Source organism: Nocardia sp. NPDC047648, from assembly GCF_040642815.1.
GTDB lineage: Bacteria > Actinomycetota > Actinomycetes > Mycobacteriales > Mycobacteriaceae > Nocardia > Nocardia gamkensis.
Map to the genome: position 1 here is coordinate 216,376 of NZ_JBEYSX010000002.1, position 25,917 is coordinate 242,292.

Sequence of the window (25,917 nt, forward strand, 5' to 3'; positions counted from 1 at the left end):
CCGGAGTCAGGCCGCGGTGTGGTCGAGGACGAATTCGACCACCGCGTCCTCCATCTGGCGCAATCCCGGATCCTCCATCGGCAGGTGCCCGGCGTTGTCGAGCAGCACGGTGCGCACCGGCACGCGGGTGATCCGCGACAGCACCGCTTCGCTGAGGTGCAGCGGTGTCCAGCGGTCGGCGGCGGGCTGGGTCAGCAGGATCGGGCAGGCCTGGAAGTCCTCGTATTCGACCGCCGGGGTATATCGCGCGTAGCTGTCGAGGAACCGCGCCGACACCCAGTTGGCCGCCGCGGTGCGGTCTTTGAGCAACACCGAGCGCATGGCCTCGCGATCGTTGGCCAGGGTGCGCATCTTCGAGGCCAGCCGCATCGGGACGCGCAGGCCGCCCGCCGCCGTCCCGGCCACCGCGGAGATCAGTGGCATGCCGACGCGCGCGGTCAGCACGTCGTGCGCGGTCTCGTCGCGGACCCGGCGGATCCGCTGGTCCAGGAAGGTCATTCCCGCGATGCCGCTGACGTCGCCCTTGGGCGCCTCGGCCGCGACGTGATAGGTGAGCATCCCGCCCGCGCTCAGCCCGTACAGCACGACCGGCCGGTCGTCGTGGGCGCGTTCGGCGGCGACGAGGTCGACGACCAGGGCGACCCAGTCGTCGTAGGTGGGGATCGTTCCGGGAGCCACCGCGGTCATGCCGTAGCCGAGGTTGTCCGGCGCGATGACTTCGAAGCCACGCCGGGCCAGCCGGGAGCCGAGGATCAGGGTCATCTGACGGCCGTTGGTGCCGACGCCGTGGTGCAGGATCACCTTCGCTGTCGCGCGAGGGTTGCGGTAGGTGTCCAGGTGGATCCGGTGTGCGCCCCACTCCCAGAACTCCTCGGCGGGTTCCCGGGCCGCGTCGAGCCGGAGCCGCTCGGGCAGGAACGCCTGCAGGGCTCGCCAGTCCGGCTGGTCGCGGTAGTAGCGCGGGGCGGATGTCATGGCCGGTTCCTTCCGGACGGTTCAGGGGAGGGCGCTCTTCGCGGGAGCCGTCGCGAGACGTTACTGGTTGTACCAGTAGCTCGACAAGGTTGGGCTGACCACAGAGTGGTCTAACCTATCGATTTGTGAATCTCGAACCGGTCCGGCGGCAGAACGTCTCCGACGGCGTCTTCCAGCAGCTGCTGACGAACATTCTCGAAGGCGAGACCACCACGCTGCCGTCCGAGCGCGAGCTCGCCGCCACGCTATCGGTGAACCGGCACGCTGTGCGGGAAGCGCTCAAGCGGCTGGAGCAGATCGGCCTGGTTCGCATTGTGCACGGCGGCGCCACCGAGGTCCTCGACCTGCGCACCCACGCCGGGCTCGACATCCTCGCCTACCTGGCGGCGAGCCCGCCCCGGCGGTACGGCCCCAACCTCGCCCGCTCGGTCCTCGAGTTCCGCCGGTCCGCTGGCACGGACGCCGCCCGCCTCGCCGCGCTGCGGGCGACGCCGGAGACCGTCGCCGACCTCGAGCGCGCCGCCGCTCGCTACCACCGCGAGGCGACCCGGCCCGAGCAGTTGACGGTCGACCGTGAGTTCTGGTCGCTGATCATCGACGCCTCGGACAATCTCGCCTACCGGCTGGCCTTCAACACGCTGATGAACGCCTTCGACCACCTCCCCGACATGCTCGCCCTGCTGCTCGCCCCCGAACTCGACGACCCCGCGAGCCACGACGCCCTGGTCCGCGCCATCGCCGAGGGTGACGCCGACGGCGCCGCCGCTCATGCGCACCACCTGCTCTCGGCGAGCAGCGCGGTCGCCGATCAGTGGCTCGCCACGCTCGGCGGCACGGGCACCGACGCTCAGAACTGATCCGTCAACGGGTTGCTGCTGGCCATCCTGGTGCTGAGCGCCGACCCGCCGACCAGGGCCAGGCAGCGCGCCGCCGCGCTGGCCGTCTTCGACCGGCTGCGCCCCGACACCAGACCGCTACGAGCAGACGCTGCGTGCCTGGCTGCTGCACCAGGGCAGACGCGAGGATGTTGCCCGCCACCTGGTGATCCACCCGCAGACGGTGCGTTACCGGATGGACGGGATCCGCGAGCTGCTCGACGACGAGCTCACCGACCCCGGCCGGGTGCTCGAGCTGATCATCGCCCTGGCCTGAGCTACCCGGCCGTCAGCGTAGGGCCGAGCTCAGGGAGGCGGCGAGGGGTTCGAGGAGTTTCGCGGTGCGGGCGGCGATCTCCTCGGCGGTGGCGTCGAAGTCGCCGCGGCAGAAGGCGAATGTGAGATCGAGGCCGCCGCCGACCATGATCCGGATCATCAGCTCCGCGTCGAGCGGGTCGATGTCGATGTCGCGGAACAGCACGGCCCGGTTGCTCAGGTACAGGTCGATGACCTTGCGGGCGATGTGCGCACGGGCGCGGGCCGCTTCGCTCTCACCGCCGTCGCGGCCGAGGATGTGCCGCATGCCGGGGTAGGTCGCGGCCAGTTCGGGCGCGACCGTCACCGAGGCGTGAATCCGATCGGTGAGGTCGCCGGCGGCGGCGATCCTGGCGGTGACCATGCGGATGAATTCGTCGGCGAAGTCGTCGTACACGCCGCCGAGCAGGGCGTCGCGGTCGGTGAAGCTCTCGTAGAAGTAGCGCTCGGTCAGCTTCGCCCGGCGGCAGACCGCGGTCACCGTCACCTGCGCGGTGTCGCCGGACTCGAGCAGCTCACGGGCGGCCCGGACGAGGCGGGCGTGGCGTTCGGCCCGCCGCTCGTCGGCGCTCACCCCGCCATAGGTGCGTCCCGCAGTCACCGTGCGATGGTACCCGGCCACCGGCCGGTATCTGACAGGACTATTGTCAGATGACCGCCGCTCGGGCACCATGGCCACACGGACACGAACAAGGGAGTCGCCGAAGTGACCGAAACGATTGCCGCCCCAGCCGTTGTCGAGCGGGAGCCCTCGATGGTGCTCGACGCGCGATTCGTGCCGCTGGCCGAGAAGTTCTTCCAGGTCTGCCGCGCCCGCCGGACCGGCGGTGCGGCGCTGGCGGTGTTCCGGCACGGGCAGCCGGTGCTCGACATCTGGGCAGGCGACGCCGCACCCGGCCGGCCCTGGCAGCGGGACACCATGGCGATGTCGTATTCCACCGGCAAGGGCGTGGCGGCAACCGTCCTGCACCGGCTCGCCGATCGGGGGCTGCTCGACTACGACCGTCCGGTGGCCGACTACTGGCCCGAATTCGCCGCCGCGGGTAAGGAATCCATCACCGTCCGGGAGCTGTTGAACCACCGGGCCGGGCTGCATCGGGTTCGCGGCCTGGTCACCGGCGACGCCTACCTCGACCACGACACCATCGCCGCGGCGCTCGCCGCCGCCGCGCCGGACCCGCGCAGGCACCGGGCACCGGGCTACCACACCGTGACCTTCGGGCCACTGGTCGTCGAGCTCGCCCAGCGGATCACCGGGAGACCGTTCCCCGACCTCGTCCGGTCGGAGCTCGCCGAGCCCCTCGGCATCTCGGACTTCTGGTTCCGGGTCCCGCCCGAGCACCGGCATCGCATCGCGCCGCTGAGCCCGGCGGTCCGGGTCGCAGGCTTCGACTTCGAGACCTTCGCGACGCGGGCGCGCCGCACCAGGTACCTGAGCGCGCTGGCCGACAGCATCCCCGAAGGGCTGGTGCGCCGGCAGAACGACCCGATGGTGCACGATGGCGTGCACCCGGGCTGGAACGGCGTCTTCACCGCCCGTGCACTCGCGACAATGTATGCGGCACTGGCCAACAACGGCGTCATCGACAGCACCGCGTTCCTCACGCCGGAGACCGTCGCGCAGATCGCCCGGATGCCGCGCGCCACCGGCCGCGACTACATCCTCAACGTGACCCCGCACCACTGGCTCGGCTACCACCGGCCGATGACCGCTTCGAACGCCCCCGGCCTCGGGCACCTCGGCACCGGCGGCTCGGGTGGCTTCGCGTTCCCTGACGTCGGCCTGTCGATCGCATTCGTCACCAACCGCCTCGGCAGCCGGATCTCCGCCGCGGGCGATCTGCGCATGGCCGCCTTCACCGCCATGGCGTATCGCCTGGCCAGCCGTCGATGACACGGCCGGTCTCGGCGCCGACGGCTCCGTCACGCGCGAGCGAGGGTGAACGCGCAGCAGGACAACTCGCCGTCGCGCTGCTGGGAACCAACCGGGATCCGGCGCGGGTCGCGCACCAGCACGGGCTCACGAACCGGAGCCCGGCCGGGCGAATGCCTCGCGTTCCGTCGCTGCGATGTCGACACCTCCGCGACCCCATGGGAGATGACCATCAGCGGCACCATCGTCCGTGTGACCGGAGTCGGGCTGTACCGGCAGGAGTGGACTAGGAACCCGCGACAATCTGTCGACGCCCTGCCGCCGGGCACACAGCGCGGCAGGCACCCCGCACCGCTACGGGGCCGCAGGACATCCGCCGCCGGGAACCGTGCAAACTTGACCGCCCCCGCGCTAACCCCCCGGTTTGAACGGGAAACCACGGGAACCAATGGGACGCGACGGGAACAACCACCGTACCGTTCCCGCAGTTCACAGGCTGTTTCGGGAAGCGATGGGAACCATGAGACATCTAGAACCCCTGCGTGGGGGTCAGGGGTTCGAGTCCCCTTAGCTCCACTTTTCTTCTCGAAGGCTCGTGCTCACCAAGAGCATGAGCCTTTCTCGTTTTCGCGGTCTTCGCGGGTGCGATTCCGCCGTGTGCTTTCCCGGCGGATCTGGGTAACCGGTCGATGTTCTGTGACCGGCCCCCGTGCCGCAGCACCCGTTGGAGAAGCATCATGACTGACACGAATCTCTCGCACGCCTCGTCCACCGCGGGTCGGATCGCCCAGAACGGCGTATTCGCGCGGTTCGCCCGCGCGGGGTACGTCATGTCGGGCCTTGTTCATCTGCTGATCGGCTACATCGCCATCCGGCTCGCGCTCGGGGGCGGGGGCAGTGCCGATCAGTCGGGGGCGATGGCCGAACTGGCCGATAAACCGGGTGGGGTGGTGACCCTGTGGATCGGCGTGGTCGCGTTCGTGCTGATGGCGCTGTGGCGGCTGGCGGAGGCGGTCTTCGGCAAAGCGTCCGAGCCGGGCTCCGGCAGCCTGAAGTCCGAGGCGTTCGACCGGGTCAAGGCGCTCTCGCTGTCGGTGGTCTACATCGCGTTCGCGATCACCGCTTTCCGCTTCGCGCAGGGCAGCGGACAGTCCAGCAGCAGTCAGAGCGTCGGGCTCACCGCGCGTCTGATGCAGCACACGGCGGGCACGGTCGCTCTGGTCGTGGGCGGGCTGATCATCATCGGCGTAGGCGGCTACCACGTGTACAAGGGAGCGAGCCAAAACTTCCTCGACGACCTCCGAGGGACCCAGGGCGCCTTCGTGCGGCGGCTCGGCACCGTGGGTTACATCGCGAAGGGACTCGCCGTCGCTGCGGTCGGGTTGCTGGTCATCCTCGCCGCGACGAAAGACGATCCGAACAAGTCCGCCGGGCTGGACGGAGCCTTGAAGACGCTCGGTGCGCAACCCTTCGGCGTGGCCCTGCTCCTCATCGCCGGGTTGGGCATCATCACCTACGGGCTCTACAGCTTCGTCATGGCTCGCAGCGCCAAGATGTAGGGCCGGTCAACGCACCGCGGTCAGCAGCCGGGGCTGCCGCCACAGGTCGTCGAGTTCCTCGGGGAGGTCCGGCACCGATCGCCCGTAGGACGCGGCCAGCTCGCTCGGACTGAAGCAGCGCACCGACCAGCCGTGGCCGGACAGCCACTGCGCGGGATCGGCCCGTTCGTCGTCGTAGAACAGTTCGGCCGGGTCGATGTCCCCGAACGGGTTGTAGCGGTCGAAATACTTCGTCTCGATGCTCGCGAAGCGTTTGACGTCGACGCCCGTCACGAAGCTCTCCACGGCGAGGTGGCTGCCGGGTGCGGACAGCTCGTCGATGTGCTCGAACAATCTGTCCTGCGCCGCGCCGGGCAGATAGGGCAGCAGCCCCTCGGCCGACCATGCGGTGGGCTCATCGGGGTGGAAGCCCGCGCCGCGCAGGGCGGCCGGCCAGTCCTCGCGCAGGTCAACCGGCACCGTGCGCCGCCGGGCCTTCGGTCGTGCGCCGTTCTCGGTGAGAACCTTCTCCTTGAACTCCAGGACTTTGGGCTGATCGATCTCGAACACCGTGGTCGCCGGGGGCCAGTCGAGACGATGCGCTCGCGCGTCCAATCCCGCCGCGACGATCACGGCTTGCCGGACGCCGTCCGCGACGGCCGAGAGGAAGAACTCGTCGAAGAACTTGGTGCGGAAGCCCATGAACCCGGGGACCAGCGGCGTGTCCGCGAGCGGGGAGGGATCGGCCAGCAGTCCGGTGAAATGCGGATGACCCGCGGCCGCCACGAACAGCGGCGCGTAATCGTCCTGGATCAAGGGATCGGGTGAGGCGGCCTCCAGCGCACGGAACGTCGCCACACCCAGTGCGGTGAGCCCGACGCTGCTGACGATGTCCCAGACGTCTCCATCGGTTCGCATACCGCACCCACTTCCCGTCAGCCCACCACGGCGGTCTCGTGTTCCATGACTTCGCTGGCCGCGCGTTCGCCGGAGCGGATGGCCCCGTCGATCCAGCCGCACATCACCGCGGAGCTCTCCGTGCCCGCCCAGTGGATGCGTCCGCACGGCTCGCGCAGCGCATGGCCGAATTGCGTGAGCACGCCGGTCGGCGCGTGGCTGAGCATCCCGCCGCCGGAGTACCGCTCGGCGCTCCAGTTCTGCTCGATGTAGTCGACGGGGGAACCCGCTTTGCGGCCGAACCGCTCGACGAGTGCGCCGAGTACCGCGCTTCTCCGTTCGGTTTCGTCGAGTCGGCCCACCTGTCGTGCGATGGGCCCCTCGATGATCACGCACAGCACCCCGGGGCGTCCGGTGTCCGTGCACGCGTCGATGGTGACGGTGGCGGGCGAGCCAGGGGCGACCGACTGCCCCGACAGGCCGTCGTCGCGCCAGAACGGTTCGTCGTACACGGCGGAGACCTTGATGATCGAGCCGCTCGGCATGCGTTGATGCAGGAACGATCGGTCTACCGGCAACATCGGCCGGTAGGAGATCTGGCTTGCGATCGCGAGGGGTACGGCCACGATCGCCCGGCGCGCGCGCACCGTCAGATCGGTCGCGCGGACCATGACTCCCTCGTCGTCCTGATGGATGCAGCGCACCGGCTGCGACAGGTGGATCGAATCGCCGAGTTCGGCCGCCATCGGCCGGTAGATCGCGCCCATGCCACCGACCGGCCGCGCGTCCTGCGCCGCGTCTTTGACGCCGAGGACGAAGCTGGGGCCGCCGCCGGATGCCATCTGATACAGCACGAAAAGCAACGACACCTCCGAGGCCGCCGACGTGTAGCAACCGGCTATGGCCGTCTCGAGCAGATCGTGCGCGGGCTTGGACAGCACATTGCCTTCCAGCCAGTGCGCCAAGCTGACCTGATCCCACTTGTCGGCCTTCTTCGCCGACCACGGCGCTTCCAGGGGAACCGACTTGCACATATGCCCCAGTTCGAGGAATACCGCCCCGAGGTTCATCGCCGCCCACGGACTCATGGTCCACGGGATGGTGCCGGTGTACCGGTGCTGCTTGCCGTCGACGACCATCATCGCCTCGCCGTCGGTGTACTGCTTGTAGCTCGGTACCCCGTACTCGGTCATCAGCGCCCGGACGCGGTCTTGACCCGGCCCGATCCAGGCGCCGCCGAGATCGATCCACGACCCGTCGTCGCGCACTCGGGTGCATGTGCGCCCCCCGAGCCGGTCGCGCGCTTCCAGCAGCGCCACCGATCGGCCCATTTGTTTCAGCCGCAGCGCGGCTGTCAGTCCCGCGAATCCCCCGCCGATTACGCAAAAGTCGACGTCTGTCATGGCGTGCCGTCCTCGTGTCGCAGTAGCGCGCACGGCCGCCGTGTCATCTGCGCTCGACCGGAGCTCTCCGCACAGCGGGTGCATTCGCCTTCGATCAGGTCTACGCGTCGAATCTCGGGCAATTCTATAGCAAATTGCACGGCCCGGTCATCTCTCGCCATTTGCCGTACGGACGCTCGGCAAGCTGCCTACGCTTCGGATCTTGTTGTCCGACCGCCTGGAGTCCTTTCGATGACGATGTCCCCGTCCTCCGCGCACAGCCACGCGCCGCATGGTTCGCCGATCGATACCGATGGCCCGCGGATCCCTTTGTACTCCGCCGAATTCGCCGCGGACCCGCACGCTGCCTATCGCGAGATGCGGGCACGTTACGGCTCGCTCGCGCCGGTGGAACTGGCGCCGGATATACCGGCGACCTTGGTGATCGGCTATCACGCCGCCGTGCGGATCGTGAACGACCCGGAGCACTTTCCGGCCGACCCCCGCACGTGGCAGCAGGACATCGCCGCCGACTGCCCGGTGCTGCCGATGATGCAGTGGCGGCCCAACGCGTTGCGGAACGCCGGGGCCGAGCATGCCCGCTACCGGCAAGCCAACGTCGCGGGCCTGGAGAAGATCGACCTGTACGGCTTGCGCGACACGGTCGCGCAGCTGGCGACGCCGCTGATCAACTCGTTCTGCGCGGACGGGTCCGCGGATGTGGTGCGCCAGTACGCGTTTCCGCTTTCCTTCGCGGTGCTGAACGCCATGCTGGGTTGCCCGGCCGAGATCGCCCAGCGCGCCGCCACCGGCATGGCCGCGATCTTCGAGGGTGTCGACGCCGAGCGCGGCAACAAGATGCTCATCGATTCGCTGGGGGAGCTGACCCTGCTGAAACGGGCCGAACCCGGCGACGACATCACCACGCGCATGCTCCGGCACCCGGCCGGGCTCAGCGACACCGAAATGGTGCACCAGCTGGGCACGCTGTACGGCGCGGGCATCGAGCCCCAGCAGAATCTGATCGTCAACACGCTGCTGCTGATCCTCACCGACGAGCGGTTCGGCGGCAGCGTGCTCGGCGGCAGCCTGTCCACCCGGGACGCCTTGGACGAGGTGCTGTTCAACGATCCGCCGATGGCGAACTTCTGCTTCAGCTTCCCGAAGCAGCCGATCCTCATCGACGACGTCTGGTTGCCCGCTCATCAACCGGTCGTGATCAGCATCGCCGCCTGCAACACCGATCCCGCGATCCGCGCCGGACAATTCGCGGGCAATCGTGCCCACCTCGCGTTCGGCGGGGGTCCGCACGCGTGTCCGGCGAATTCCCTGGCCTATCTGATCGCCCAGGACGCGATCGATCAACTGCTCGACGCCTTGCCGGAGATCCGCCTCGCGGTAGAGCCCGGTGCACTGACCTGGCGGCCGGGCCCGTTCCACCGAGCGCTGACCGCTCTGCCGATTGTCTTCCCGGAGTCTCCGCCGTTGCCGCTGCTGTGAGCCGTGGGCAACCACCGGACGCGACGAGCGCGAGGTGTTTCATTCACTCGAACTTGTAAGTTAGGCTTGCCGAACTTATCATCTCTGTGCATGAAGGTTCGGCTCCGCCGCGTGCTCGCTCGGTCTCCGCGTCGATGGGTGGCGGCAATGGCGGTGGGCGCCATGGCATGCGCCCTCACCGCCTGCGCCGCGACGGAGGCGGGCGCCGACGACCGGCCGGTGGTGCTCACCACGTTCACGGTGCTCGCGGACATCGCCAGGAACGTGGCGGGTGAGCACTTGACCGTGGAATCGATCACCAAGCCGGGTGCGGAGATCCACGGCTACGAGCCGACACCGGGCGACATCAAGAAGGCGTCCAAAGCGGATCTCATCCTGGACAACGGGCTGAATCTGGAGGCGTGGTTCGCCCAGTTCGTCTCCGACCTGCGGGTGAAGCACGTCGTGGTGAGCGAGGGCGTCGCCGCGCTGCCGATCCGCGAGGACGCCTACCAGGGCAAACCGAACCCGCACGCGTGGATGTCGCCGCACAACGCCCAGATCTACGTCGACAACATGGTGCGCGCGTTCGGTGAACTCGCACCGGCCCACGCGGCCGATTTCCGCGCCAACGCGGAGCGGTACAAGTCCGAGCTGCGCAAGGTGCACGACGAATTGACCGGCACCTTGAACGCCCTACCGCCGAACGAGCGCGCTCTGGTCACGTGCGAGGGCGCCTTCTCCTACCTGGCCCGCGACGCCGGACTCACCGAGAAGTACATCTGGGCGGTCAATGCCGAGCAGCAGGCCACGCCCCAGCAGATCGCGTCGGCCATCGACTTCGTCCGAGGGCAGCGGGTGCCTGCGGTGTTCTGTGAGTCCACGGTGTCGGACGCGCCGATGCGCCGGGTGGTCGAAGCCACCGGCGCGGCGTTCGGGGGCGTGCTGTACGTCGATTCCCTGTCGGAGGCAGACGGGCCCGTGCCGACCTATCTGGCGCTGCTCAGGCACGACGCGCAGACGATCGGTTCCGCGCTGACGGGTCACCGCCCATGAGCACGCCCGCGATCGAGGTGCGCGGCGTCACCGTCCGCTACGGCGAGGTCCCCGCGCTCGAGAATGTGGACTTGACCGTCCACGCGGGGCGGGTGTGCGGTCTCATCGGGATGAACGGTTCCGGCAAATCCACCTTGTTCAAGACGATCATGGGTCTCGCCCGGCCCGACCGGGGGACGGTGCGGATCGACGGCGGCGCCCCCGTGACGGCGCGCCGGGCGGGGATCCTCGGTTATGTCCCGCAGAGCGAGGACGTCGATTGGACTTTCCCGCTTTCGGTGCGGGATGTGGTGATGACCGGGCGATACGGGCGCCTCGGCATCACCCGTCGAGCGCGCAAGGCCGATCGGGAGGCCGTCGCGCGGGCGCTGGAGCGGGTGGAACTGACCGATCTCGCCGACCGGCAGATCGGCCGGTTGTCCGGCGGGCAGCGCAAGCGCGCCTTCGTCGCGCGCGGGCTGGCGCAGGGCGCGACCGTTCTGCTGCTCGACGAGCCGTTCGCGGGCGTCGACAAGCGTTCGGAGGCCACGATCACCGCGCTGCTGCGCGAGCTCGCCGCCGACGGCGCCACCATCCTGGTGTCGACGCACGATCTGCACGCCCTGCCCGGCCTCGCCGACGAGGCGGTGCTGCTGATGCGGACGGTGCTCGCCCAGGGCAGCCCTGACGCGGTGCTGCGCCCGGAGAACCTGGCCAGGGCGTTCGGCCTGGATGTGATGAACCGGGTGTGAGCCCGGCCGAGTGTGGGACGGACGCATGAGCTTCACCGAAATCTTCACCGACCCCTTGCGTTACGAGTTCATGGTGCGCGCGCTGGCCACCACCGTGACCGCGGCGCTGGTGTGCGCGGTGCTGTCCTGCTGGCTGGTGCTGATCGGGTGGTCGCTGATGGGGGACGCCGTCTCGCACGCCGTGCTGCCCGGCGTGGTGCTGGCCTACATCCTCGGGCTGCCGTTCGCGGTGGGCGCGATCGTGTTCGGGTTCCTGGCGGTGGCGTTGATCGGCGTGGTGCGCGACACCAGCCGGATCAAGGAGGACGCCGCCATCGGCATCGTCTTCACGACGCTGTTCGCGTTCGGCCTGGTGCTCGTCTCGGTGACGCCGAGCCAGACCGACCTGAACCACATCGTGTTCGGCAATCTGCTGGGTGTGAGCCGCGCCGAGCTGATCCAGGTGGTGATCCTGGCCGCGATCACCCTCGCCGCGCTCGTCCTCAAACGTCGGGACTTCACCCTGTACGCCTTCGACCCCACGCACGCGCACGCCATCGGCCTCAGCCCCCGGTTGCTCGGCACGGCACTGCTCGGCCTGCTGGCCCTCACCGCCGTGGTCGCCCTGCAAGCGGTCGGCGTCGTTCTCGTGGTCGCCATGCTCATCATCCCGGGCGCGACGGCCTACCTGCTCACCGATCGATTCGGCCGGATGCTGGTCATCGCCCCCACTGTCTCGGTGACCTGTGCGGTGGCGGGTCTGTACCTGAGCTATCACCTGGATACGGCTCCCGGCGGCATGGTCGTGGTGGTCCAGGGATTGTTCTTCACGGCCGTGTACCTGTTCGCACCCCGGCAAGGCGTGCTCGGACGGCGGATCTTCGCGGCACGTCGCGCGGATTCGATGAGCGCTCGAGCATAAGCCGCACCGCTGCGACGATCGAGCTACCCGATCGGAGCCGGGATCGACTGTCCAGCCCGTCCGCGCCTTCGCCCAGCGCCGATCCGGCACCGGACGGACATATGGGCCCGCACCGTGGTGGTGGGCCGCGCTCCGCATGCGCGAAGATGATGTCTCGTGGTGGATTACACGACGATCTTCGATCGGGTTCGCGGCTCCCTGCTGGGCGGAGCGGTGGGGGACGCGCTGGGGTGGCCCATCGAATTCCTGCGGCTGGAGCAGATTCGGCAGCGCTACGGCGACGACGGGGTGACGGGCTTCCTGCCGCAGCACGCCGTGGACGCACCGCAGCAGATCACCGACGACACCCAGATGACGCTGTTCACCGCGGAGGGATTGCTGCGTTCGCAGCCGGGCGCCGATCCGGTGCCCGCGCTGCGCCGAGCGTATCTGCGCTGGTTGCAGACCCAGCGTCAAGAGGAGCCCGCGCCGCACGTCGACGGGTGGCTGGCGAGTCTGCCCTTCCTGTACGCGACGCGCGCACCGGGGAACGCGTGTATGTCCGGCCTGAACCAGCAAGCGCGGGGATACCTCGCGCCGGCGCCGCTGGGCGAACCCGGTCCGGTGAACGCGCATTCGAAAGGTTGCGGCACGGTGATGCGGTCCGCGCCGTTCGGGCTGGCCGGTGTGGGGCCGGACCAGGCGTTCACCACAGCGGCACGGGCCGCGCAGCTGACCCACGGACATCCCACCGGATATCTGGCCGCGGGCGCGTTCGCCGCGCTGATCGATCGCGTGGTGACCGGTATCGAGTTGCCGATCGCGGTGCGCGAGACGGTCGACCAGGTTCGGGCCCATCCCGCGAGCGCGGAAACCGTGGAGGCACTGACCCGGGCGGTCGAGTTGTCCGAGGGGGCGGTCTCCGCCGAACGGGTGGAGCAGGTCGGCGAGGGCTGGATCGCGGAGGAGTGCCTGGCCATCGCGGTGTATTGCGCTCTGCACGCGGCCAGGACCGGCGATGTGCGCGCGGCACTGCTGCTGTCGGTGAACCACTCCGGCGACTCCGATTCCACCGGTGCCGTGGCGGGCAATCTGATCGGCGCGGTGCACGGCGTCTCGGGACTGCCGATGGAGTGGGCGGCCGCGGTCGAGGGGCGCGATGTGCTGGTCCGGGTCGCCGACGATCTCGTGATGAACTTCGGTCTCGGCGACCGGGCCGCGCTCGCCCCGCGATACCCCCGCGACGAAGGTCTGTGACGTCGATCAGGACGAGGATTCCTCGCGCACCGCGTTCTCCGCTCCGGTGCCGTCCGGTCGCCTGCACACCTCGAGCACACGGCCGCGCAGCCAGCGGTGCGCCGCGTCCGCCTCGAACCGGACGTGCCACAGCAGCGACACCGTCACCTCGGGAGCGCGGAAGGGCAGGGCGAACGAGTGCATCCCGCGCCGCAGGACCGTGGTGTGGCGCTCCGGAACCGTCGCGACCAGATCCGAGGATCTCGCCAGCGCCAAGGCGGCGCCGAAACCGTCCACGACCGTCACGACCTCCCGCCGGTGGCCGGTGGGGTGCAGAGCCTCGTCGACCAAGCCCTCGTCCAGGCCGCGCCGTGAGACGTGCACGTGCCGCGCGGAGGCATAGCGGGCCGTCGTGATCATCCCGGTGCGCAGCGGATGCTCGCTGCGCACCACCCCGATGAACCGGTCGGCGAACAGGGACGTGCTCGCGATATCCGGAGGCAGCGCGCGCTCGATCACTCCGACCTCCAGGTCGACGCTGCCGTCGCGCAAGGGACCGGTGTCCTTCTTCGTCTTCTGCACGAAGCGCAGCCGAACGCCCGGGGCGGCGTGGCCTACCGCGGCCACCAATTCGGGGCCGAACCGCTCCACGAAGCCGTCGCTGCTGCGCACCGTGAAGGTCCTGGCCAGCCCGGCCAGGTCCAGCGTGCCGGCCGGTCGCAGCACCTCTTCGGCCTCCCGGACCAGGTCGCGTACGCGGTCGCGCAGTTCCACCGCGCGCGGTGTGGGCGTGAGCCCGCGGCCCGACCGCACGAGCAGCGGGTCACCGGTGGCCCGGCGCAACCGCGCGAGCTGGCGGCTCATCGCCGACGGGCTGAGCGCGAGCCGTTCGCCGGCCCGGGTAACGCTGCCCTCTTCGAGCAGGACATCCAGAGTGATCAGCAAGTTCAGATCGGGCCGGGCCATGCGCACACGATCGCACATGCTCGTTCGTGACATGGCGTTCGGTGCACAATCGACTTTCCATTTGTGCGCCTTCCGCCAGGTGAGGGCGGGATCTAGCGTCCATCGGGACACCCCCGATCGAAGAGGTCATCGTCGTGAAACCAGCGCAACCACCCGCGCGGACATCGCCCGTTCACCCTGCGCCCTCGGCCCGGCCGCTGCTCGCGCTTTCGCTGTCGATGCTGCTGCCGTCGCTGAGCATCAGCATCGCCAATGTCGCGCTGCCCGCCATGGCGGTGGCGTTCGGCGCTTCCTTCCACCAGGTGCAGTGGGTGGTGATCGCCTATCTGCTGGCCACCACGTCGCTGATCGTCGGCGCGGGCAGGCTCGGTGACGTCACAGGTAGACGACGGCTGCTGCTCGTCGGCATCGGCGTGTTCACCGGCGCGACGCTGCTGTGTGGTCTCGCCCCGAACCTGGCCGTGCTGGTCGCCGCTCGGGCGCTGCAAGGAGCCGGCGCCGCGTGCATGATGGCGCTGACGATGGCCCTCGTCGGCGAAACCGTCCCGAAGGACCGCACCGGCAGCGCCATGGGTCTGCTCGGGACGATGTCGGCGGTGGGCACCGCGCTGGGGCCCTCGCTCGGCGGAGTCCTCGTCGCCGCCTTCGGCTGGCGCGCCATCTTCCTGGTCATCGTGCCGATCGGGCTGCTCACGATCACCCTGTCGAACCGCGCGCTGCCCGTGTCCGCGCCGGAGCGGAAACCCGGGCGGTCGCGTTTCGACATCGTGGGCACGTTGTTGCTGGCTTTCACCCTGGGCGCCTACGCCACGGCCATGACGATCGAGGGGAGGTTCGGCCCGCTCGGTATCGGGCTGCTCGGTGCGTGCGCGGTGTGCCTCGGTCTGTTCGTCGTGGCCGACCACCGGGTCGACGCCCCGCTGCTCACCTTCGGCATGTTCCGCGACCCCGTCCTCGCCGCCGGTCTGGCGACGAGCGCCTTGGTCTCGACCGTCGTCATGACCACCCTTGTCGTCGGCCCCTTCCATCTCGCCCGTGCCCTGCATCTCGCTCCCGCCGTTGTCGGGTTGGTGATGTCGGCCGGTCCGGCGGTGTCCGCCCTCACCGGTGTGCCCGCGGGGCGCGCCACCGATCGCTTCGGCGCCGGGCCGATGATGGTGGTCGGGCTCGGCGCCGTGATCGGCGGCACGACCTCGCTCGCGATGCTGCCCACCACCGCCGGGGTCATCGGATACGTGCTGCCGCTGATGATCACGACCTGCGGCTACGCGCTGTTCCAGGCGGCCAACAACACGATGGTCATGAACGACGTCGCACCACACCAGCGCGGGCTGGTGTCGGGCATGCTGAACCTATCCCGCAACCTGGGCCTCATCACCGGAGCCTCGGTCATGGGAGCGGTCTTCGCCTTCGCGGTCGGCGCGAGCGATGTCACCGTCGCCGCGCCGGAGCAGGTGGCGCGTGGTACGCAGTGGACCTTCGCCGTCGCAGCGCTTCTCGTCACCTGCGGTCTGGCGCTGGTTCTGGCGGTCCGGACGCGCGGCTCTCGTCCGCGTCGGCCCTCGGACGCCGGAAAGCTCGACGGCGGGCCGACGGCTTGAAAGAAACCCTATGCGCCCAGTGCGGGGGCCAGGTGCGGCCAGGAGTCGTGCAGGTCGGTCTCGAATTGCCCCCACGTGTGCGAGCCCTCCGAGCGATTGACGTGAATCGCCGGTAGCCCGAGTTCCTCGAGACGGTCGGCGAAGGCCGCCGTGCAGGAACTCGCGATCGCCTCGATCGGCGGGAAGGGCAGGCCGCGATCTATCGCGCCCGGAGTGCCCGAAGCGGCAGACAAGAAGATGGTTTTTCCGGCCAGCGCACTCGCATTGGCGAAAGCGTCGTGTGCCCGCCAGAGCGCGTCACCCGGCGATCCCCACATGTTGCCCGGGTTGCCCCCGCCACGGATGACCTGCGCGGTGACCATCGCCGCGCCTGCGGCGTCCGCGGCCCACGGGCACCCGCTGTAGGCCGCCACGGCGTCGTACACCTCGGGCGCCTGGATCGCGAGGTCGATCGCGGAGCCCGCGCTCATCGACACCCCCGCGATCGCGTGGCGTCCGGTCGTCCCGAGTTCGGCGTCGAGGGTCGGCGGAAGTTCCCGTGTCAGATAGGTCTGCCACCGGTTTCGTCCGACCGCCGGATCGTCGGCGCGCCAGTCGGTGTACATGCTGAACGCGCCACCGACCGGCATCACCACGTTGACTCGCTTGTCGGCGAAGAACTCACGCACGTCCGTGTCGTCCCACCACGAGATCCCGTCCACCCCACCGCCGATACCGGTGAGCAGATACAGCGTGGGCGCCGGACCGCCCCCCGCCGCACGGATCACCCGATTGGTGACCACCCGATCCATGGACGGCGAATAGACATCGATCTGCGATACCGACCCGCCGAGCGGAACCTGCCCGACCACGTGCGCGCGCGCCGCCTCCGCTGCGGCGGGTTGTACGGCGAAGACGGACACTGCGACAGCGGTCGCCAGCGCGCTGACGAGCACGCCCAAATACCTAGAAGCACTCACTGTTCCGGTGTACCCATCCGCCGCCACGGCACTCATTGCGCCGTAACGTCTCTCGGCGATCGGCGAGTCGAAATACCACGAAGGCAACCCTTTTCGATGACGCGTCAATCGATTGCGGATTCGGTATGGCACTGTGCCGTCAGGCCACCGTGTTCTCCGGAGCGCTCTCTGCTGAAAGGCCGTGGTCGCGGTCACCTCGCCGGGTGGACCGCAGGACACCGGCCGCCCACAGCGCCGCGCCGATGTACAGCGCCTGCTCCGGAACACGTGCCCACAGCGGTGTCGCGGGCGCGCCGTTGAACGGGATGTCGGAGACGGCCGCGTAGATGTTGGCGGGCAGCATCACGATGAACAGGGCGGTGAGCCCGAGCCCCGCGGCCCGGCGGGTGCGGGTGCGGAACAGGCCCGCCGCGCCGAGCAGTTCCAGGACGCCGGTCAGGTACACCATCGCGCCGGGGAACGGGACGAACGGCGGCACCATCGGGAGCAGGTCGCTGTGGGTGGGAACGGGGGAGTCGGCGAACGCCTCCGGCAGGAAATGCGTTGTGCCGGTCATGATCAGCATTACGCCGAGGGCGTAGGCGGCGCAGGTGGGCCAGGCGGCGAACCGGCGAGCGCCGAGGGCCCCCGCCGTGCGCAGCGCGAGCAGGGTGGTCAGCAGAACGATGAGGGTTTCCATCATGCCTCCGTGGGGACGGTCCGGGCGGGCGCCGGGGTCGTGGTGAATCGGATGAGCAGGTAGAGCAGGACGCCGAGCGGCGCGAAGAGGATGGTGAGCACGAGCAGCGGGCTGATCAGCAGCGATGGCAGGCCGCGGGCGCGGCTGTCGGAGAAGATCCAGCGCCCGAGGAACAGGTCGAAGGCCACGAAGTGCGCCCATGCCGCCGCTGCCCCGGAACTTTCCCCGAGTACCGCCCGCAGGCCGGACAACTCGGGACGGATCAGCGCCGCTGCGAACGCGCCGAACTCGGGTGCGACCAGGGCCGCGTAGATGATCAGGGGCGGGAGGCAGATGAGCGGTGAGGCGACGAGCGCGGCGGTCCTCCGCCATGCCGGCGCGAGGATCATCAGTGCCCAGAACGGTGCCGCGAACCAGAAGGTAACGTCGAAGAGTAGTTCCGTCATCGGTTCGCGCCTGCCGGGAAGCGCTGCGCCGCAATGTGTTTCGGTCGCAGCGCGGTGGCCGTGCACGCCGTCGCACCGAGAGCGGTCGCGGCGAAAGCCGCCAGGGTGGCCGCGTCGGGATGGACCACCGACTGCCCGCGCAGCGCCTGCCAGGTCAGCACCGTGAGCACCGCCGCGTAGGTCGCCGCGGCGGTCACGACGAGTGTTCGCCTGGTCTGCGCCGGGCGCAAGGCCGGGATCCGCCGCGAACCGTACTCGAGAGCGAGCAGCGCCAGCGGAATCACCTGCAAGGCGTGCATTCCGAGAAAATGGGGGACGCGCAGATCGCCGCCCGCTGTGCTCCAGCCGAGCAGGGGCAGTCCGGGGCCGCCGTCGGCAAGCCCGACGGTGTGGGCGCCGCTGATCGAACCGCCCGCCGCTCGCTGCTCGGGCGTTGCCCGCACCATCAGCATCCCCAGTGCGGCGCCCACGAGCGAGAGCGCGGCGCCGTACCGGATCGCCGCATTGCGGGCCGGATCGGCCGACGGGTCGGCGAACAAGGCCGCCGACGCGATGAGGGTGGCGGTCCAGACCACCACGATGGACGAACCCATGACGTTCCACAGCGCCGCGTTCAACGGCGTCGTGAAATTGAAGTGGCTGGTCGTCCCCCGCACGATCTGGGTGGTGATGACGATCAGTTCCACGGCCAGGCCGAGCGCCGCCACCGTGCCCGCCCACCAGGCGATGCGCCGCCATCGAGTGAGCTGGGCGAACAACCAGGCCCAGGTCACGGCGTAGATCAGCACCGAAAGAGCGAACTTGGCGGATTTGGCCCAGATCGGCAACCCGGTCAGGATGCGGTCGTCGATGATCATCCCCCCGATCGACCAGACGACCAACAGCGCCATCGCCACGGCGAGCAGCATCAGCGGCCGATGCCAGGAGAGTGCGGGGAAACGCTGGAAGAGGGCGGTCACGACACGTAGACCTTTCGGGAACTCGAACTATCGATAGTGTCACTATCAGTGTCGATTATGGATAGCTGTACTATCGGCTGTCAAGAAGCCGACCCAGCCCGAGGAGTCCGATGCGGATCGCCGAGCTCAGCCGCGCCAGCGGCGTCCCCTCCGCGACGATCAAGTACTACGTGCGCGAGGGACTGTTGCCCTCCGGTGTGCGAACCCATCGCAATCAGGCCGAATACAGCGATGCCCACGTCAGCAGGCTGCGGCTGATCCGGGCGCTGGTGGACGTCGGCGGGGTGTCCATCGAAGCGGCGAAGGAACTGCTCGCGGCGCTCGACAGCGGCAGCCTGTCGGCGCGGGAGTCGCTCGGCCATGTGCAGTACGCGCTGGGCGGGCGGAGGTCGCAGGTCGGTGACGAGCAGCGGGAGGCCGCCGCGGAGGACGTCGCGGCACTGCTGGACCGGCGCGGTTGGCGGATCCACGACGACAGCCCGGCGCGCGGCACGCTCGTGGACGTCTGCGCCGCCCTGCGCATGCTCGGCCACGACGACGTGGTCGCCGCGATGGACGACTACGCGGGCGCGGGCGAAGCCATCGCCGCCACCGACATCGCCCTGGTCCGCAACCAACCCGGCCTGGAACGGATGACCGAAACCGCCATCGTCGGAACGATTCTGGGCGACACCCTGCTCGCCGCGCTGCGCAGGCTGGCGCAGGAGCATCTCTCCAGCACGCTGTTGCCGCCGGAAGACGACGCGCACCGCGCCGCAGGCGAGGTTTAGCCCGGCCTTCGCGCGGCATGCCGGAAAGAGGGCCAACCCGAGGCGAAAGGAGAGTCGCAATGACCGATCAGTTGGATGGAACGCGCGTGCTGATCATCACCTCGAACACGGGGGTGGAGCGGGACGAGCTGTTGGTGCCGCGCGACGAACTGCGCAAGCGCGGCGCGCGGGTCACCCATGCCGCGCCGAAGCGGGAAGAGGTGCAGACGTATCAGCACGACACGGAGAAAGACGCCGTCGTGCGACCGGATACGTCGTTGCACGAAGTGTCGGTGGACGATTTCGACGTCCTCGTCGTGCCCGGCGGCACGGTGAACGCGGACAAGTTGCGGGTCACCGACCGGGCGATCGAATTGGCCAAGGAGTTCGCGGGCGCGGGCAAGCCGATCGCCGCGATCTGTCACGGCCCGTGGCTGCTGGTGAACGCCGAGCTGGTGGCGGGTAAGACGCTGACCTCGTACTTCTCGCTTCGTGCCGACATCGTCAACGCGGGCGGCGACTGGGTCGACGAAGCGGCGGTGCGCTCCACCGAGGGCGGGTGGACGCTGCTCACCTCGCGCAACCCCGGTGATCTCCCCGATTTCGTGCACGCCATCACGCGCGAAGTGGTCCCTGCCGCCCGGTGACCGGGCGATCTCGCGCGACGTGCCGGTTCAGTTGCCCGGCAGTGGTTTTCGCGGGTCGATCGCGATGCCGAGGTCGCGCAGGCGGTTGTCGATGAGCAACCAGCACTCTGTGGTCAGACGGTCGACGAGGGCGGTCTCGGTGGTGTCGTGGTGCTCCAGCCACCAGCGCACCGAGGCGTCGACCAAGCCGAGCAGTGCGACCACCACCCGGTCCGCGGCCAGTGGGTCGGCCCCGAAATCCGGCAGGTAGCGTGCCGCCGCCGCGGAGATCTCGGCGGCGAAAGCGCTTCCGCCGACGCGCGGCTCGTTGCGGCCGCGCCGGTAGTCGCGTCCGACCAGGAAGCGATAGAGATTGGGATGCTCGGCGGCCCAGCGCACGTGCTGGGCCAAAGGCGCGCGGATGATGTCCAGCGGTGTGCCGTCCACGGCCAGCTGCGCGCGAATCCGTTCGGTGAGATCCCGGTGCGCGTGCCGGGCGACCGCGAGGTCGAGTTCCTCTTTGCTGGCGAAGTGCCGGTAGACGTGCGTGCGGGCCAGTCCGGCCCGATCGGCGATCCGGCCTGTGAGCGCGTGCGGGCCGTCCTCCTCGATCGCCGCGATCGCGGCTTGCACGATGGCGCGGCGACGCTCGTCCCGGCCCGGCCGGTTGCTGGTGGACCGTCGCGCGTCGGCGGTGTCCACCCAGGGTTGTCGTGCCACGCGGCTCAGCGTATCCGTCGGCCGATCGAGTGGTACACCTTGTACCCGGCAGGCGATTGGTACACACTGTACCCGTAACTGTCGGTATCAGACTTTCGCGAGGACACACCCGATGACGACCTACCGGTCCGCCTGGCTCGACGACGACCTGGACGCCCTGCGCGAGCTCGCCCGCTCGTTCTTCGCGAAGGAGTTGACGCCGAACATCGACAAGTTCATCGAGCAGCACCACGTCGACCGTGACTTCTGGACCAAGGCGGGCGCGCTCGGCCTGCTGTGCGCGTCGATCCCGGAGGAGTACGGCGGGGGCGGCGGCACCTTCGCGCACGAGGCGGTGCTCATCGAAGAGCAGGCCAAGGCGTTCGACACCTCGTGGGGCGCCACGTTGCACAGCGGCATCGTCGCGCACTACCTGCTGCACTACGGCACCGAAGAGCAGAAGCGGCAGTGGCTGCCGAAGATGGCCGGCGGTGAGGTCGTCGGCGCGATCGCCATGACCGAGCCCGGCACCGGGTCGGACCTGCAGAACGTGAAGACCAAGGCGATCCGCGATGGCGACGAGTACGTGGTGAACGGCTCCAAGACCTTCATCACCAACGGCAGCCAGGCCGACCTCATCATCGTGGTCGCCAAGACCGACACCAGCGAGGGCGCGGGCGGCATCTCGCTGGTTCTGGTCGAGGCCGACCGGCCGGGCTTCCGGCGCGGCCGGGTGCTGGACAAGGTCGGTCAGAAGGGGCAGGACACCTCCGAGCTGTTCTTCGAGGACGTCCGGGTCCCGGTGTCGAACCTGCTCGGCACGCAGGAAGGCCAGGGCTTCGTCCAGCTGATGCAGCAGCTCCCGCAGGAGCGGCTGATCATCGCCGTCGGGTCGGTGGCCGGGATGGAGGCCGCGCTGGAGGTGACGCTGCGCTACACGAAGGAGCGGCACGCCTTCGGCAAGCCGCTGTTCGCGTTCCAGAACACCAAGTTCACCCTCGCCGAGGCGGCCACAGAGACCCGGGTGGCCCGCGTCTTCCTGGACGACTGCATCGCGCGGCATCTGCGCGGGGAACTGGACATCCCGACCGTCGCGATGGCCAAGTGGTGGACCACCGACCGCGCCATGTCGGTGGCCGACGACTGCCTCCAGCTGCACGGCGGCTACGGCTACATGACCGAATATCCGATCTCCCGGATGTGGACCGACAGCCGGGTGCAGAAGATCTACGGTGGCACCAACGAGATCATGAAGGAGATCATCGCCCGCAGCCTCTGATCGGAGGTGGCCGTGGCAGAGACAACGAGGTGCTGGCCACCTCCGGCGTGAAGGGACGATTGCGATGAGCGACGTCGAAACTCCTCCGTTCAAGGACATCGTCAACGGGGCATTGGAATTCACCATCCCGATCGCGCACAAGATGGGCGTGCAAGCGGTGGAGGTGCGCCGCGGTTTCGCGGCGACCTCGGTGCCCGCCGAGGGCAACGGCAACCACTTCGGCGTGATGTACGCCGGTGTGCTGTTCACCGTCGCCGAGATCCTCGGCGGCGCGATCGCGATCGCGACCTTCGACAACTCGGCGTTCTATCCGCTGGTGAAGGACCTGCGCATCTTCTTCCGCAAGCCGGCCAAGACCGACGTGCGCGCGGAGGCGACGCTGTCGGAGGAGGAGATCGCGCGCATCGGCGAAGAGGCGGCCGCGAACGGCAAGTCCGACTTCATATTGCGTGCGGTGGTGACCGACGCCGACGGTGTGGTCGTCGCGGAGACCGAGGGGCTCTACCAGTTGCGGACGCACGGGAAGTAGTCCGAGTCGTTACCTACGGCAGTGGTTCCGGCCGCTGTCGTGCCCGCGGTGGCGAGCCGCCGGTGTGTCGTTGGGCGGGGGCCGAGGAGGCGAGACGCGCTCGTCTCCGCGGCCCACGGCTATAACGCCTGGTACGCGCCGTTTCAGCTAGGTCGGCGTGAGCGCGCCTGGGATCGTGCGACGCATGCGCGGAGGTCTCGTATCCAGGTCACGGATCGCTTCCGCGCCGCGCCGTCGTCGCATCGGCGCGAGGCGGGGAAAGTGGTCGATATTGAGATAACGAGTCGGTCGCTGGAGCCGCCCGAGCGGCCCGCGGGACGGTTGCCGACCTACTACCGCAAGTCGTGGACCTGGGAAAATGCGACTCGTTTCACGATCTAATCGTGATCTCGAACACATAACGTAAGCATTACGCACGTTCGATATAGCGGATTTTCCGCCGATCGACCTGCGGGAATGACGGGGAGTCTCGACCAGGGGTCAAACGTCGCGGCACGTTATTCGAACGTGATCTGCCGCGACATCTCCGCTAACGTCGGTGACGGCTCGGGGCAACACCGAGATCGAGCTCGAATCGCAGAACGCCGGAAACCCTGTCCCGCGGTTCGAGTGTCCACAACCTTTCCTGGGGACAGGGGCGCGGCGATATTCGCCGAGCCGGTGGGCGCAGGCGGGAAATCTCATGTCGCATAACCGTAAATTCACCACTCGTGTTCTCGGCTTCACCGCGGCCATCGGCGCTTTCGTCGCCGTGCCGTTCGGTCTCTCGACCGCCACCGCGTCGGCCCACAACTGGGACGCCGTCGCGCAGTGCGAGAGCAGTGGCAACTGGTCGACCAACACCGGTAACGGCTTCGCAGGCGGCCTGCAGTTCACCCAGAGCACCTGGGAGGCCAACGGCGGCTCCGGCAGCCCCTCCGGCGCCAGCCGCGAAGAGCAGATCCGCGTCGCCGAGAACGTGCTCGCGACCCAGGGGCCGGGCGCCTGGCCCGTGTGCGGCGCCTACCTCTGATGCGCCACCGGCGCCTACCGCTGGGTTTCGGTAGGCGCCGGGCTAATTCTCGGCGGTAAATGCCGAGCGGCGATTACGCGTAATCGCCACAATCGCGCCGGGCAATTCAGTGTCGAATTGTCCGGCCCGATTCGGAATTCACCGAACGCGGATTCGCGCGCTACTTCCGGCGCCGGACCCGCCCTTCGGTCGCTGTCCGGTAACAGTGCTCAAGCGCGCCACAGCTGGTCACCGGCGCGGGACAGCACGATGTTCGGCACCACCGCGTTGCGGGACAACCGGGTGATCGCCAGCACCATCTCGGCGATGTCACCGGTGGTGAGCATGGCGGACCGGTCGAGCACCTCCCGCTTCCACGCGGTCATATCGGTGTCGACGTAACCGGGAGACACCGCCGTCGCACTGACGCCGTTCCCGGACTCCTCCAGCGAAACCGTCTCGCACAGCGAGATGAGCGCCGACTTTGTCGCGCCGTACGCGGCGAGGCCCGCTTCCCCGGCGACGCCGGTGATCGACGCGAGCGCGACGATCTTCGCGCCGCGCTCGCGGTCGATGCTCGCGCTCTTGCGCAGCAGCGGGAGCGCCGCCTGGATCAGGGTCAGCGGCGCGCGGAAATTCACGTCTAGCATGCGCTCGTACGCCTTCGCAGGCAGGTCGGCCACGGCGCCCGCCGTGCCGGTGCCCGCGCTCAGGACCAGCGCATTCATCCCACCGAAGCGTTCCTCGTGTGCCTGCGCCAGAGCGCGCACCTGATCGAGGTCGGTCATCTGCGCGACCACGGTGTGCACCTCGGCGCCCGTCTCCTCGCGCAGGCGGGCCGCGGTCTGCTCCAGGGTTTCGGGCGTGCGCGCGGCCAGCGTCAGGTGATAACCCTCGCCCGCCAGGCGGCGCGCCACCTCCGCGCCGATACCGCGCGACCCGCCGGTGACCAGTGCCGTGCGGGCGCTCATCCGAGGCGTTCGATGATCGTCGCGTTGGCCAGACCACCCGCCTCGCACATCGTCTGCAGGCCGAAGCGACCACCGGTCTGCTCCAGGTGGTTGACCAGCGTCGACAGGATGCGGGTGCCGGAGGCGCCGAGCGGGTGGCCGAGGGCGATCGCGCCGCCACGGGGGTTCAGCTTGTCCGGATCGGCGTTCACCTCTTGCCGCCAGACCAGCGGCACGGGCGCGAACGCTTCGTTCACCTCGTAGGCGTCGATGTCATCGATGCTCAGTCCGGCGCGATCCAGCACCTTGTGCGTGGCCGGGATGACGGCCGTGAGCATGAGCAGCGGATCGTCGCCCACCACGGCGAACGAGTGGAAGCGGGCGCGCGGGCGCAAACCGAGCTTCGCCGCCGCCTCCTCGCTCATGATCAGCGCGGCGGAGGCGCCGTCGGTCAGCGGCGAGGAGTTGCCCGGTGTGATCGACCACTCGATCTCGGGGAAGCGCGCCGTGTACTGATCGTCGACGAAGGCGGGTCGCAGCTTCGCGAGACTTTCGCCGGTGGTGGCGGGCCGGATGGTCTCGTCGGCCGTCAGCGTGCCCGCGGCGACCAATTCGTTGTCGAAACCGCCCGCCGCCGCGGTCTCGGCCGCCAGCCGATGTGAGCGGGCCGCGAACTCGTCGAGCGCGGCGCGATCGAACTTCCACCGGGCGCTGATCACCTCGGCCGCGATGCCCTGCTGAATCAGGCCCTCCGGGTACCGGTGCGCGAGCGGACCGCGGTTGGCGTCCTTGCCCTGGCCGTTGGAGAACATCGGCGCGCGGCTCATCGACTCCACACCGCAGGCGATCGCGATGTCGTAGGCGCCCGCGATGACACCCTGCGCCGCGAAGTGCGCCGCCTGCTGGCTGGACCCGCACTGCCGGTCCACCGTGGTGGCGGGCACCGACTCCGGGAACCCGGCGGCCAGCGCGGCGGTCCTGCTGATGTTGAACGCCTGCTCCCCGCTCTGCGTGACGCATCCGCCGACCACGTCGTCCACCAGCGCGGGATCGAGGTCGTTGCGGGCGACGAGTTCGGCGAGCACGCCCGCCAGCAGGGTCGCCGGATGCACTTCCGACAGGCCGCCGCCTGCCTTGCCCTTACCGGACGGTGTACGGACGACATCGACGATGACGGCGGACCTCATAGCCCTCTCCGATCAGTTAAGTTAACTGCCATTCACAGTGAAGTTAACACAGGTTCGCTC

General features: G+C 69.0%; 28 protein-coding genes. 15 read left to right on the forward strand and 13 right to left on the reverse strand.

Annotated elements, in window-relative coordinates:
- Positions 1 to 6: 6 nt before the first annotated feature.
- On the reverse strand, positions 7 to 975 hold the full coding sequence (locus tag ABZ803_RS05395; protein ID WP_357033252.1) for an alpha/beta fold hydrolase: 969 nt from the start codon (positions 973 to 975) through the stop codon (positions 7 to 9).
- Positions 976 to 1,100: 125 nt separating this feature from the next.
- Here ABZ803_RS05395 and ABZ803_RS05400 point away from each other — a divergent pair, with 125 nt between their 5' ends.
- Complete coding sequence (locus ABZ803_RS05400) at positions 1,101 to 1,832, forward strand: GntR family transcriptional regulator (RefSeq protein WP_357033255.1); 732 nt, start codon at positions 1,101 to 1,103, stop codon at positions 1,830 to 1,832.
- Positions 1,833 to 1,962: 130 nt separating this feature from the next.
- Complete coding sequence (locus ABZ803_RS05405) at positions 1,963 to 2,127, forward strand: helix-turn-helix domain-containing protein (RefSeq protein WP_357034292.1); 165 nt, start codon at positions 1,963 to 1,965, stop codon at positions 2,125 to 2,127.
- Between the two features lie 12 nt (positions 2,128 to 2,139).
- Here the strand turns inward: ABZ803_RS05405 and ABZ803_RS05410 are convergent, their stop codons facing one another.
- The gene (locus ABZ803_RS05410; protein ID WP_357033258.1) at positions 2,140 to 2,766 is read right to left on the reverse strand and encodes a TetR family transcriptional regulator; all 627 of its coding nucleotides are present in this window, start codon (positions 2,764 to 2,766) and stop codon (positions 2,140 to 2,142) included.
- 105 nt (positions 2,767 to 2,871) lie between these two features.
- Here ABZ803_RS05410 and ABZ803_RS05415 point away from each other — a divergent pair, with 105 nt between their 5' ends.
- The gene (locus tag ABZ803_RS05415) at positions 2,872 to 4,059 is read left to right on the forward strand and encodes a serine hydrolase domain-containing protein (RefSeq protein WP_357033261.1); all 1,188 of its coding nucleotides are present in this window, start codon (positions 2,872 to 2,874) and stop codon (positions 4,057 to 4,059) included.
- Between the two features lie 29 nt (positions 4,060 to 4,088).
- On the opposite strand, the gene ABZ803_RS05420 is transcribed toward ABZ803_RS05415, so the two are convergent.
- Positions 4,089 to 4,271, reverse strand: coding sequence for a hypothetical protein (locus ABZ803_RS05420; protein WP_357033264.1), 183 nt, complete (start codon positions 4,269 to 4,271; stop codon positions 4,089 to 4,091).
- 504 nt (positions 4,272 to 4,775) lie between these two features.
- On the opposite strand from ABZ803_RS05420, the gene ABZ803_RS05425 reads away from it, so the two are divergent.
- Positions 4,776 to 5,597 (forward strand): DUF1206 domain-containing protein, encoded by an 822-nt coding sequence (locus tag ABZ803_RS05425; RefSeq protein WP_357033267.1) that lies wholly within the window; start codon positions 4,776 to 4,778, stop codon positions 5,595 to 5,597.
- Positions 5,598 to 5,603: 6 nt separating this feature from the next.
- Here the strand turns inward: ABZ803_RS05425 and ABZ803_RS05430 are convergent, their stop codons facing one another.
- Together ABZ803_RS05430 and ABZ803_RS05435 are read right to left on the reverse strand one after the other, a co-directional pair.
- A complete protein-coding gene (locus ABZ803_RS05430) occupies positions 5,604 to 6,494 on the reverse strand; it encodes a class I SAM-dependent methyltransferase (RefSeq protein ID WP_357033270.1) in 891 nt (296 codons plus the stop codon).
- Between the two features lie 17 nt (positions 6,495 to 6,511).
- Positions 6,512 to 7,876 (reverse strand): FAD-dependent oxidoreductase, encoded by a 1,365-nt coding sequence (locus ABZ803_RS05435; RefSeq protein WP_357033273.1) that lies wholly within the window; start codon positions 7,874 to 7,876, stop codon positions 6,512 to 6,514.
- A 231-nt stretch (positions 7,877 to 8,107) separates the two neighbouring features.
- Between ABZ803_RS05435 and ABZ803_RS05440 the strand changes: the two genes are divergently transcribed.
- The 5 genes from ABZ803_RS05440 (at position 8,108) to ABZ803_RS05460 (ending at position 13,258) form a co-directional block, all read left to right on the forward strand.
- Positions 8,108 to 9,355 (forward strand): cytochrome P450, encoded by a 1,248-nt coding sequence (locus ABZ803_RS05440; protein WP_357033276.1) that lies wholly within the window; start codon positions 8,108 to 8,110, stop codon positions 9,353 to 9,355.
- Between the two features lie 162 nt (positions 9,356 to 9,517).
- Positions 9,518 to 10,390, forward strand: coding sequence for a metal ABC transporter substrate-binding protein (locus ABZ803_RS05445; RefSeq protein ID WP_357034294.1), 873 nt, complete (start codon positions 9,518 to 9,520; stop codon positions 10,388 to 10,390).
- Complete coding sequence (locus tag ABZ803_RS05450; protein ID WP_357033279.1) at positions 10,387 to 11,121, forward strand: metal ABC transporter ATP-binding protein; 735 nt, start codon at positions 10,387 to 10,389, stop codon at positions 11,119 to 11,121. Before ABZ803_RS05445 ends, ABZ803_RS05450 begins: the two co-directional genes overlap by 4 nt.
- Before the next feature lie 25 nt (positions 11,122 to 11,146).
- Complete coding sequence (locus ABZ803_RS05455) at positions 11,147 to 12,022, forward strand: metal ABC transporter permease (RefSeq protein WP_357033282.1); 876 nt, start codon at positions 11,147 to 11,149, stop codon at positions 12,020 to 12,022.
- A gap of 159 nt (positions 12,023 to 12,181) precedes the next feature.
- A complete protein-coding gene (locus ABZ803_RS05460) occupies positions 12,182 to 13,258 on the forward strand; it encodes an ADP-ribosylglycohydrolase family protein (RefSeq protein WP_357033285.1) in 1,077 nt (358 codons plus the stop codon).
- A 6-nt stretch (positions 13,259 to 13,264) separates the two neighbouring features.
- On the opposite strand, the gene ABZ803_RS05465 is transcribed toward ABZ803_RS05460, so the two are convergent.
- Positions 13,265 to 14,203 carry a LysR family transcriptional regulator gene (locus tag ABZ803_RS05465; protein ID WP_357033288.1) on the reverse strand — a complete coding sequence of 313 codons (939 nt, stop codon included), beginning with the start codon at positions 14,201 to 14,203 and terminating at the stop codon, positions 13,265 to 13,267.
- Positions 14,204 to 14,337: 134 nt separating this feature from the next.
- Here ABZ803_RS05465 and ABZ803_RS05470 point away from each other — a divergent pair, with 134 nt between their 5' ends.
- On the forward strand, positions 14,338 to 15,804 hold the full coding sequence (locus tag ABZ803_RS05470; RefSeq protein WP_357033291.1) for an MFS transporter: 1,467 nt from the start codon (positions 14,338 to 14,340) through the stop codon (positions 15,802 to 15,804).
- An 8-nt stretch (positions 15,805 to 15,812) separates the two neighbouring features.
- On the opposite strand, the gene ABZ803_RS05475 is transcribed toward ABZ803_RS05470, so the two are convergent.
- From ABZ803_RS05475 to ABZ803_RS05490, 4 genes are all read right to left on the reverse strand, one after another.
- Positions 15,813 to 16,763: an alpha/beta hydrolase family protein gene (locus ABZ803_RS05475; protein ID WP_357033294.1), complete on the reverse strand. Its 951-nt coding sequence runs from the start codon at positions 16,761 to 16,763 to the stop codon at positions 15,813 to 15,815.
- Between the two features lie 139 nt (positions 16,764 to 16,902).
- Entirely contained in the window at positions 16,903 to 17,442 is a 540-nt protein-coding gene (locus ABZ803_RS05480; RefSeq protein ID WP_357033297.1) for a hypothetical protein, read from the reverse strand.
- Positions 17,442 to 17,888 (reverse strand): ABA4-like family protein, encoded by a 447-nt coding sequence (locus tag ABZ803_RS05485; protein ID WP_357033300.1) that lies wholly within the window; start codon positions 17,886 to 17,888, stop codon positions 17,442 to 17,444. Before ABZ803_RS05485 ends, ABZ803_RS05480 begins: the two co-directional genes overlap by 1 nt.
- Complete coding sequence (locus ABZ803_RS05490) at positions 17,885 to 18,847, reverse strand: hypothetical protein (protein WP_357033303.1); 963 nt, start codon at positions 18,845 to 18,847, stop codon at positions 17,885 to 17,887. Before ABZ803_RS05490 ends, ABZ803_RS05485 begins: the two co-directional genes overlap by 4 nt.
- Before the next feature lie 110 nt (positions 18,848 to 18,957).
- Here ABZ803_RS05490 and ABZ803_RS05495 point away from each other — a divergent pair, with 110 nt between their 5' ends.
- Both ABZ803_RS05495 and ABZ803_RS05500 read left to right on the forward strand, forming a co-directional pair.
- Complete coding sequence (locus tag ABZ803_RS05495; RefSeq protein WP_357033306.1) at positions 18,958 to 19,617, forward strand: MerR family transcriptional regulator; 660 nt, start codon at positions 18,958 to 18,960, stop codon at positions 19,615 to 19,617.
- Positions 19,618 to 19,676: 59 nt separating this feature from the next.
- Positions 19,677 to 20,243: a type 1 glutamine amidotransferase domain-containing protein gene (locus ABZ803_RS05500; RefSeq protein ID WP_357033309.1), complete on the forward strand. Its 567-nt coding sequence runs from the start codon at positions 19,677 to 19,679 to the stop codon at positions 20,241 to 20,243.
- A gap of 27 nt (positions 20,244 to 20,270) precedes the next feature.
- Here the strand turns inward: ABZ803_RS05500 and ABZ803_RS05505 are convergent, their stop codons facing one another.
- Positions 20,271 to 20,942 carry a TetR/AcrR family transcriptional regulator gene (locus tag ABZ803_RS05505; protein ID WP_062969500.1) on the reverse strand — a complete coding sequence of 224 codons (672 nt, stop codon included), beginning with the start codon at positions 20,940 to 20,942 and terminating at the stop codon, positions 20,271 to 20,273.
- A gap of 112 nt (positions 20,943 to 21,054) precedes the next feature.
- Here ABZ803_RS05505 and ABZ803_RS05510 point away from each other — a divergent pair, with 112 nt between their 5' ends.
- From ABZ803_RS05510 to ABZ803_RS05520, 3 genes are all read left to right on the forward strand, one after another.
- Complete coding sequence (locus ABZ803_RS05510) at positions 21,055 to 22,200, forward strand: acyl-CoA dehydrogenase family protein (protein WP_062969501.1); 1,146 nt, start codon at positions 21,055 to 21,057, stop codon at positions 22,198 to 22,200.
- Positions 22,201 to 22,264: 64 nt separating this feature from the next.
- Entirely contained in the window at positions 22,265 to 22,729 is a 465-nt protein-coding gene (locus tag ABZ803_RS05515) for a YiiD C-terminal domain-containing protein (protein ID WP_357033313.1), read from the forward strand.
- Between the two features lie 682 nt (positions 22,730 to 23,411).
- The gene (locus tag ABZ803_RS05520) at positions 23,412 to 23,741 is read left to right on the forward strand and encodes a transglycosylase family protein (RefSeq protein ID WP_040868784.1); all 330 of its coding nucleotides are present in this window, start codon (positions 23,412 to 23,414) and stop codon (positions 23,739 to 23,741) included.
- Positions 23,742 to 23,950: 209 nt separating this feature from the next.
- Here the strand turns inward: ABZ803_RS05520 and ABZ803_RS05525 are convergent, their stop codons facing one another.
- Positions 23,951 to 24,691, reverse strand: a complete 741-nt coding sequence (locus tag ABZ803_RS05525; RefSeq protein WP_357033317.1) for an SDR family oxidoreductase — start codon at positions 24,689 to 24,691, stop codon at positions 23,951 to 23,953.
- A complete protein-coding gene (locus ABZ803_RS05530; RefSeq protein ID WP_357033320.1) occupies positions 24,688 to 25,857 on the reverse strand; it encodes a thiolase family protein in 1,170 nt (389 codons plus the stop codon). The genes ABZ803_RS05525 and ABZ803_RS05530 overlap by 4 nt, the downstream gene beginning before the upstream one ends.
- Between the last annotated feature and the right edge of the window lie 60 nt (positions 25,858 to 25,917).

Bases quoted from the DNA above. Each gene is read 5' to 3' on its own strand.
- ABZ803_RS05395 (WP_357033252.1), bottom strand. From the start codon at position 975: ATGACATCCGCCCCGCGCTACTACCGCGACCAGCCGGACTGGCGAGCC.
- ABZ803_RS05420 (WP_357033264.1), bottom strand. From the start codon at position 4,271: ATGGTCATCTCCCATGGGGTCGCGGAGGTGTCGACATCGCAGCGACGG.
- ABZ803_RS05425 (WP_357033267.1), top strand. From the start codon at position 4,776: ATGACTGACACGAATCTCTCGCACGCCTCGTCCACCGCGGGTCGGATC.
- ABZ803_RS05430 (WP_357033270.1), bottom strand. From the start codon at position 6,494: ATGCGAACCGATGGAGACGTCTGGGACATCGTCAGCAGCGTCGGGCTC.
- ABZ803_RS05435 (WP_357033273.1), bottom strand. From the start codon at position 7,876: ATGACAGACGTCGACTTTTGCGTAATCGGCGGGGGATTCGCGGGACTG.
- ABZ803_RS05440 (WP_357033276.1), top strand. From the start codon at position 8,108: ATGACGATGTCCCCGTCCTCCGCGCACAGCCACGCGCCGCATGGTTCG.
- ABZ803_RS05445 (WP_357034294.1), top strand. From the start codon at position 9,518: ATGGCATGCGCCCTCACCGCCTGCGCCGCGACGGAGGCGGGCGCCGAC.
- ABZ803_RS05450 (WP_357033279.1), top strand. From the start codon at position 10,387: ATGAGCACGCCCGCGATCGAGGTGCGCGGCGTCACCGTCCGCTACGGC.
- ABZ803_RS05455 (WP_357033282.1), top strand. From the start codon at position 11,147: ATGAGCTTCACCGAAATCTTCACCGACCCCTTGCGTTACGAGTTCATG.
- ABZ803_RS05465 (WP_357033288.1), bottom strand. From the start codon at position 14,203: ATGGCCCGGCCCGATCTGAACTTGCTGATCACTCTGGATGTCCTGCTC.
- ABZ803_RS05480 (WP_357033297.1), bottom strand. From the start codon at position 17,442: ATGGAAACCCTCATCGTTCTGCTGACCACCCTGCTCGCGCTGCGCACG.
- ABZ803_RS05485 (WP_357033300.1), bottom strand. From the start codon at position 17,888: ATGACGGAACTACTCTTCGACGTTACCTTCTGGTTCGCGGCACCGTTC.
- ABZ803_RS05495 (WP_357033306.1), top strand. From the start codon at position 18,958: ATGCGGATCGCCGAGCTCAGCCGCGCCAGCGGCGTCCCCTCCGCGACG.
- ABZ803_RS05500 (WP_357033309.1), top strand. From the start codon at position 19,677: ATGACCGATCAGTTGGATGGAACGCGCGTGCTGATCATCACCTCGAAC.
- ABZ803_RS05510 (WP_062969501.1), top strand. From the start codon at position 21,055: ATGACGACCTACCGGTCCGCCTGGCTCGACGACGACCTGGACGCCCTG.
- ABZ803_RS05515 (WP_357033313.1), top strand. From the start codon at position 22,265: ATGAGCGACGTCGAAACTCCTCCGTTCAAGGACATCGTCAACGGGGCA.
- ABZ803_RS05520 (WP_040868784.1), top strand. From the start codon at position 23,412: ATGTCGCATAACCGTAAATTCACCACTCGTGTTCTCGGCTTCACCGCG.
- ABZ803_RS05525 (WP_357033317.1), bottom strand. From the start codon at position 24,691: ATGAGCGCCCGCACGGCACTGGTCACCGGCGGGTCGCGCGGTATCGGC.
- ABZ803_RS05530 (WP_357033320.1), bottom strand. From the start codon at position 25,857: ATGAGGTCCGCCGTCATCGTCGATGTCGTCCGTACACCGTCCGGTAAG.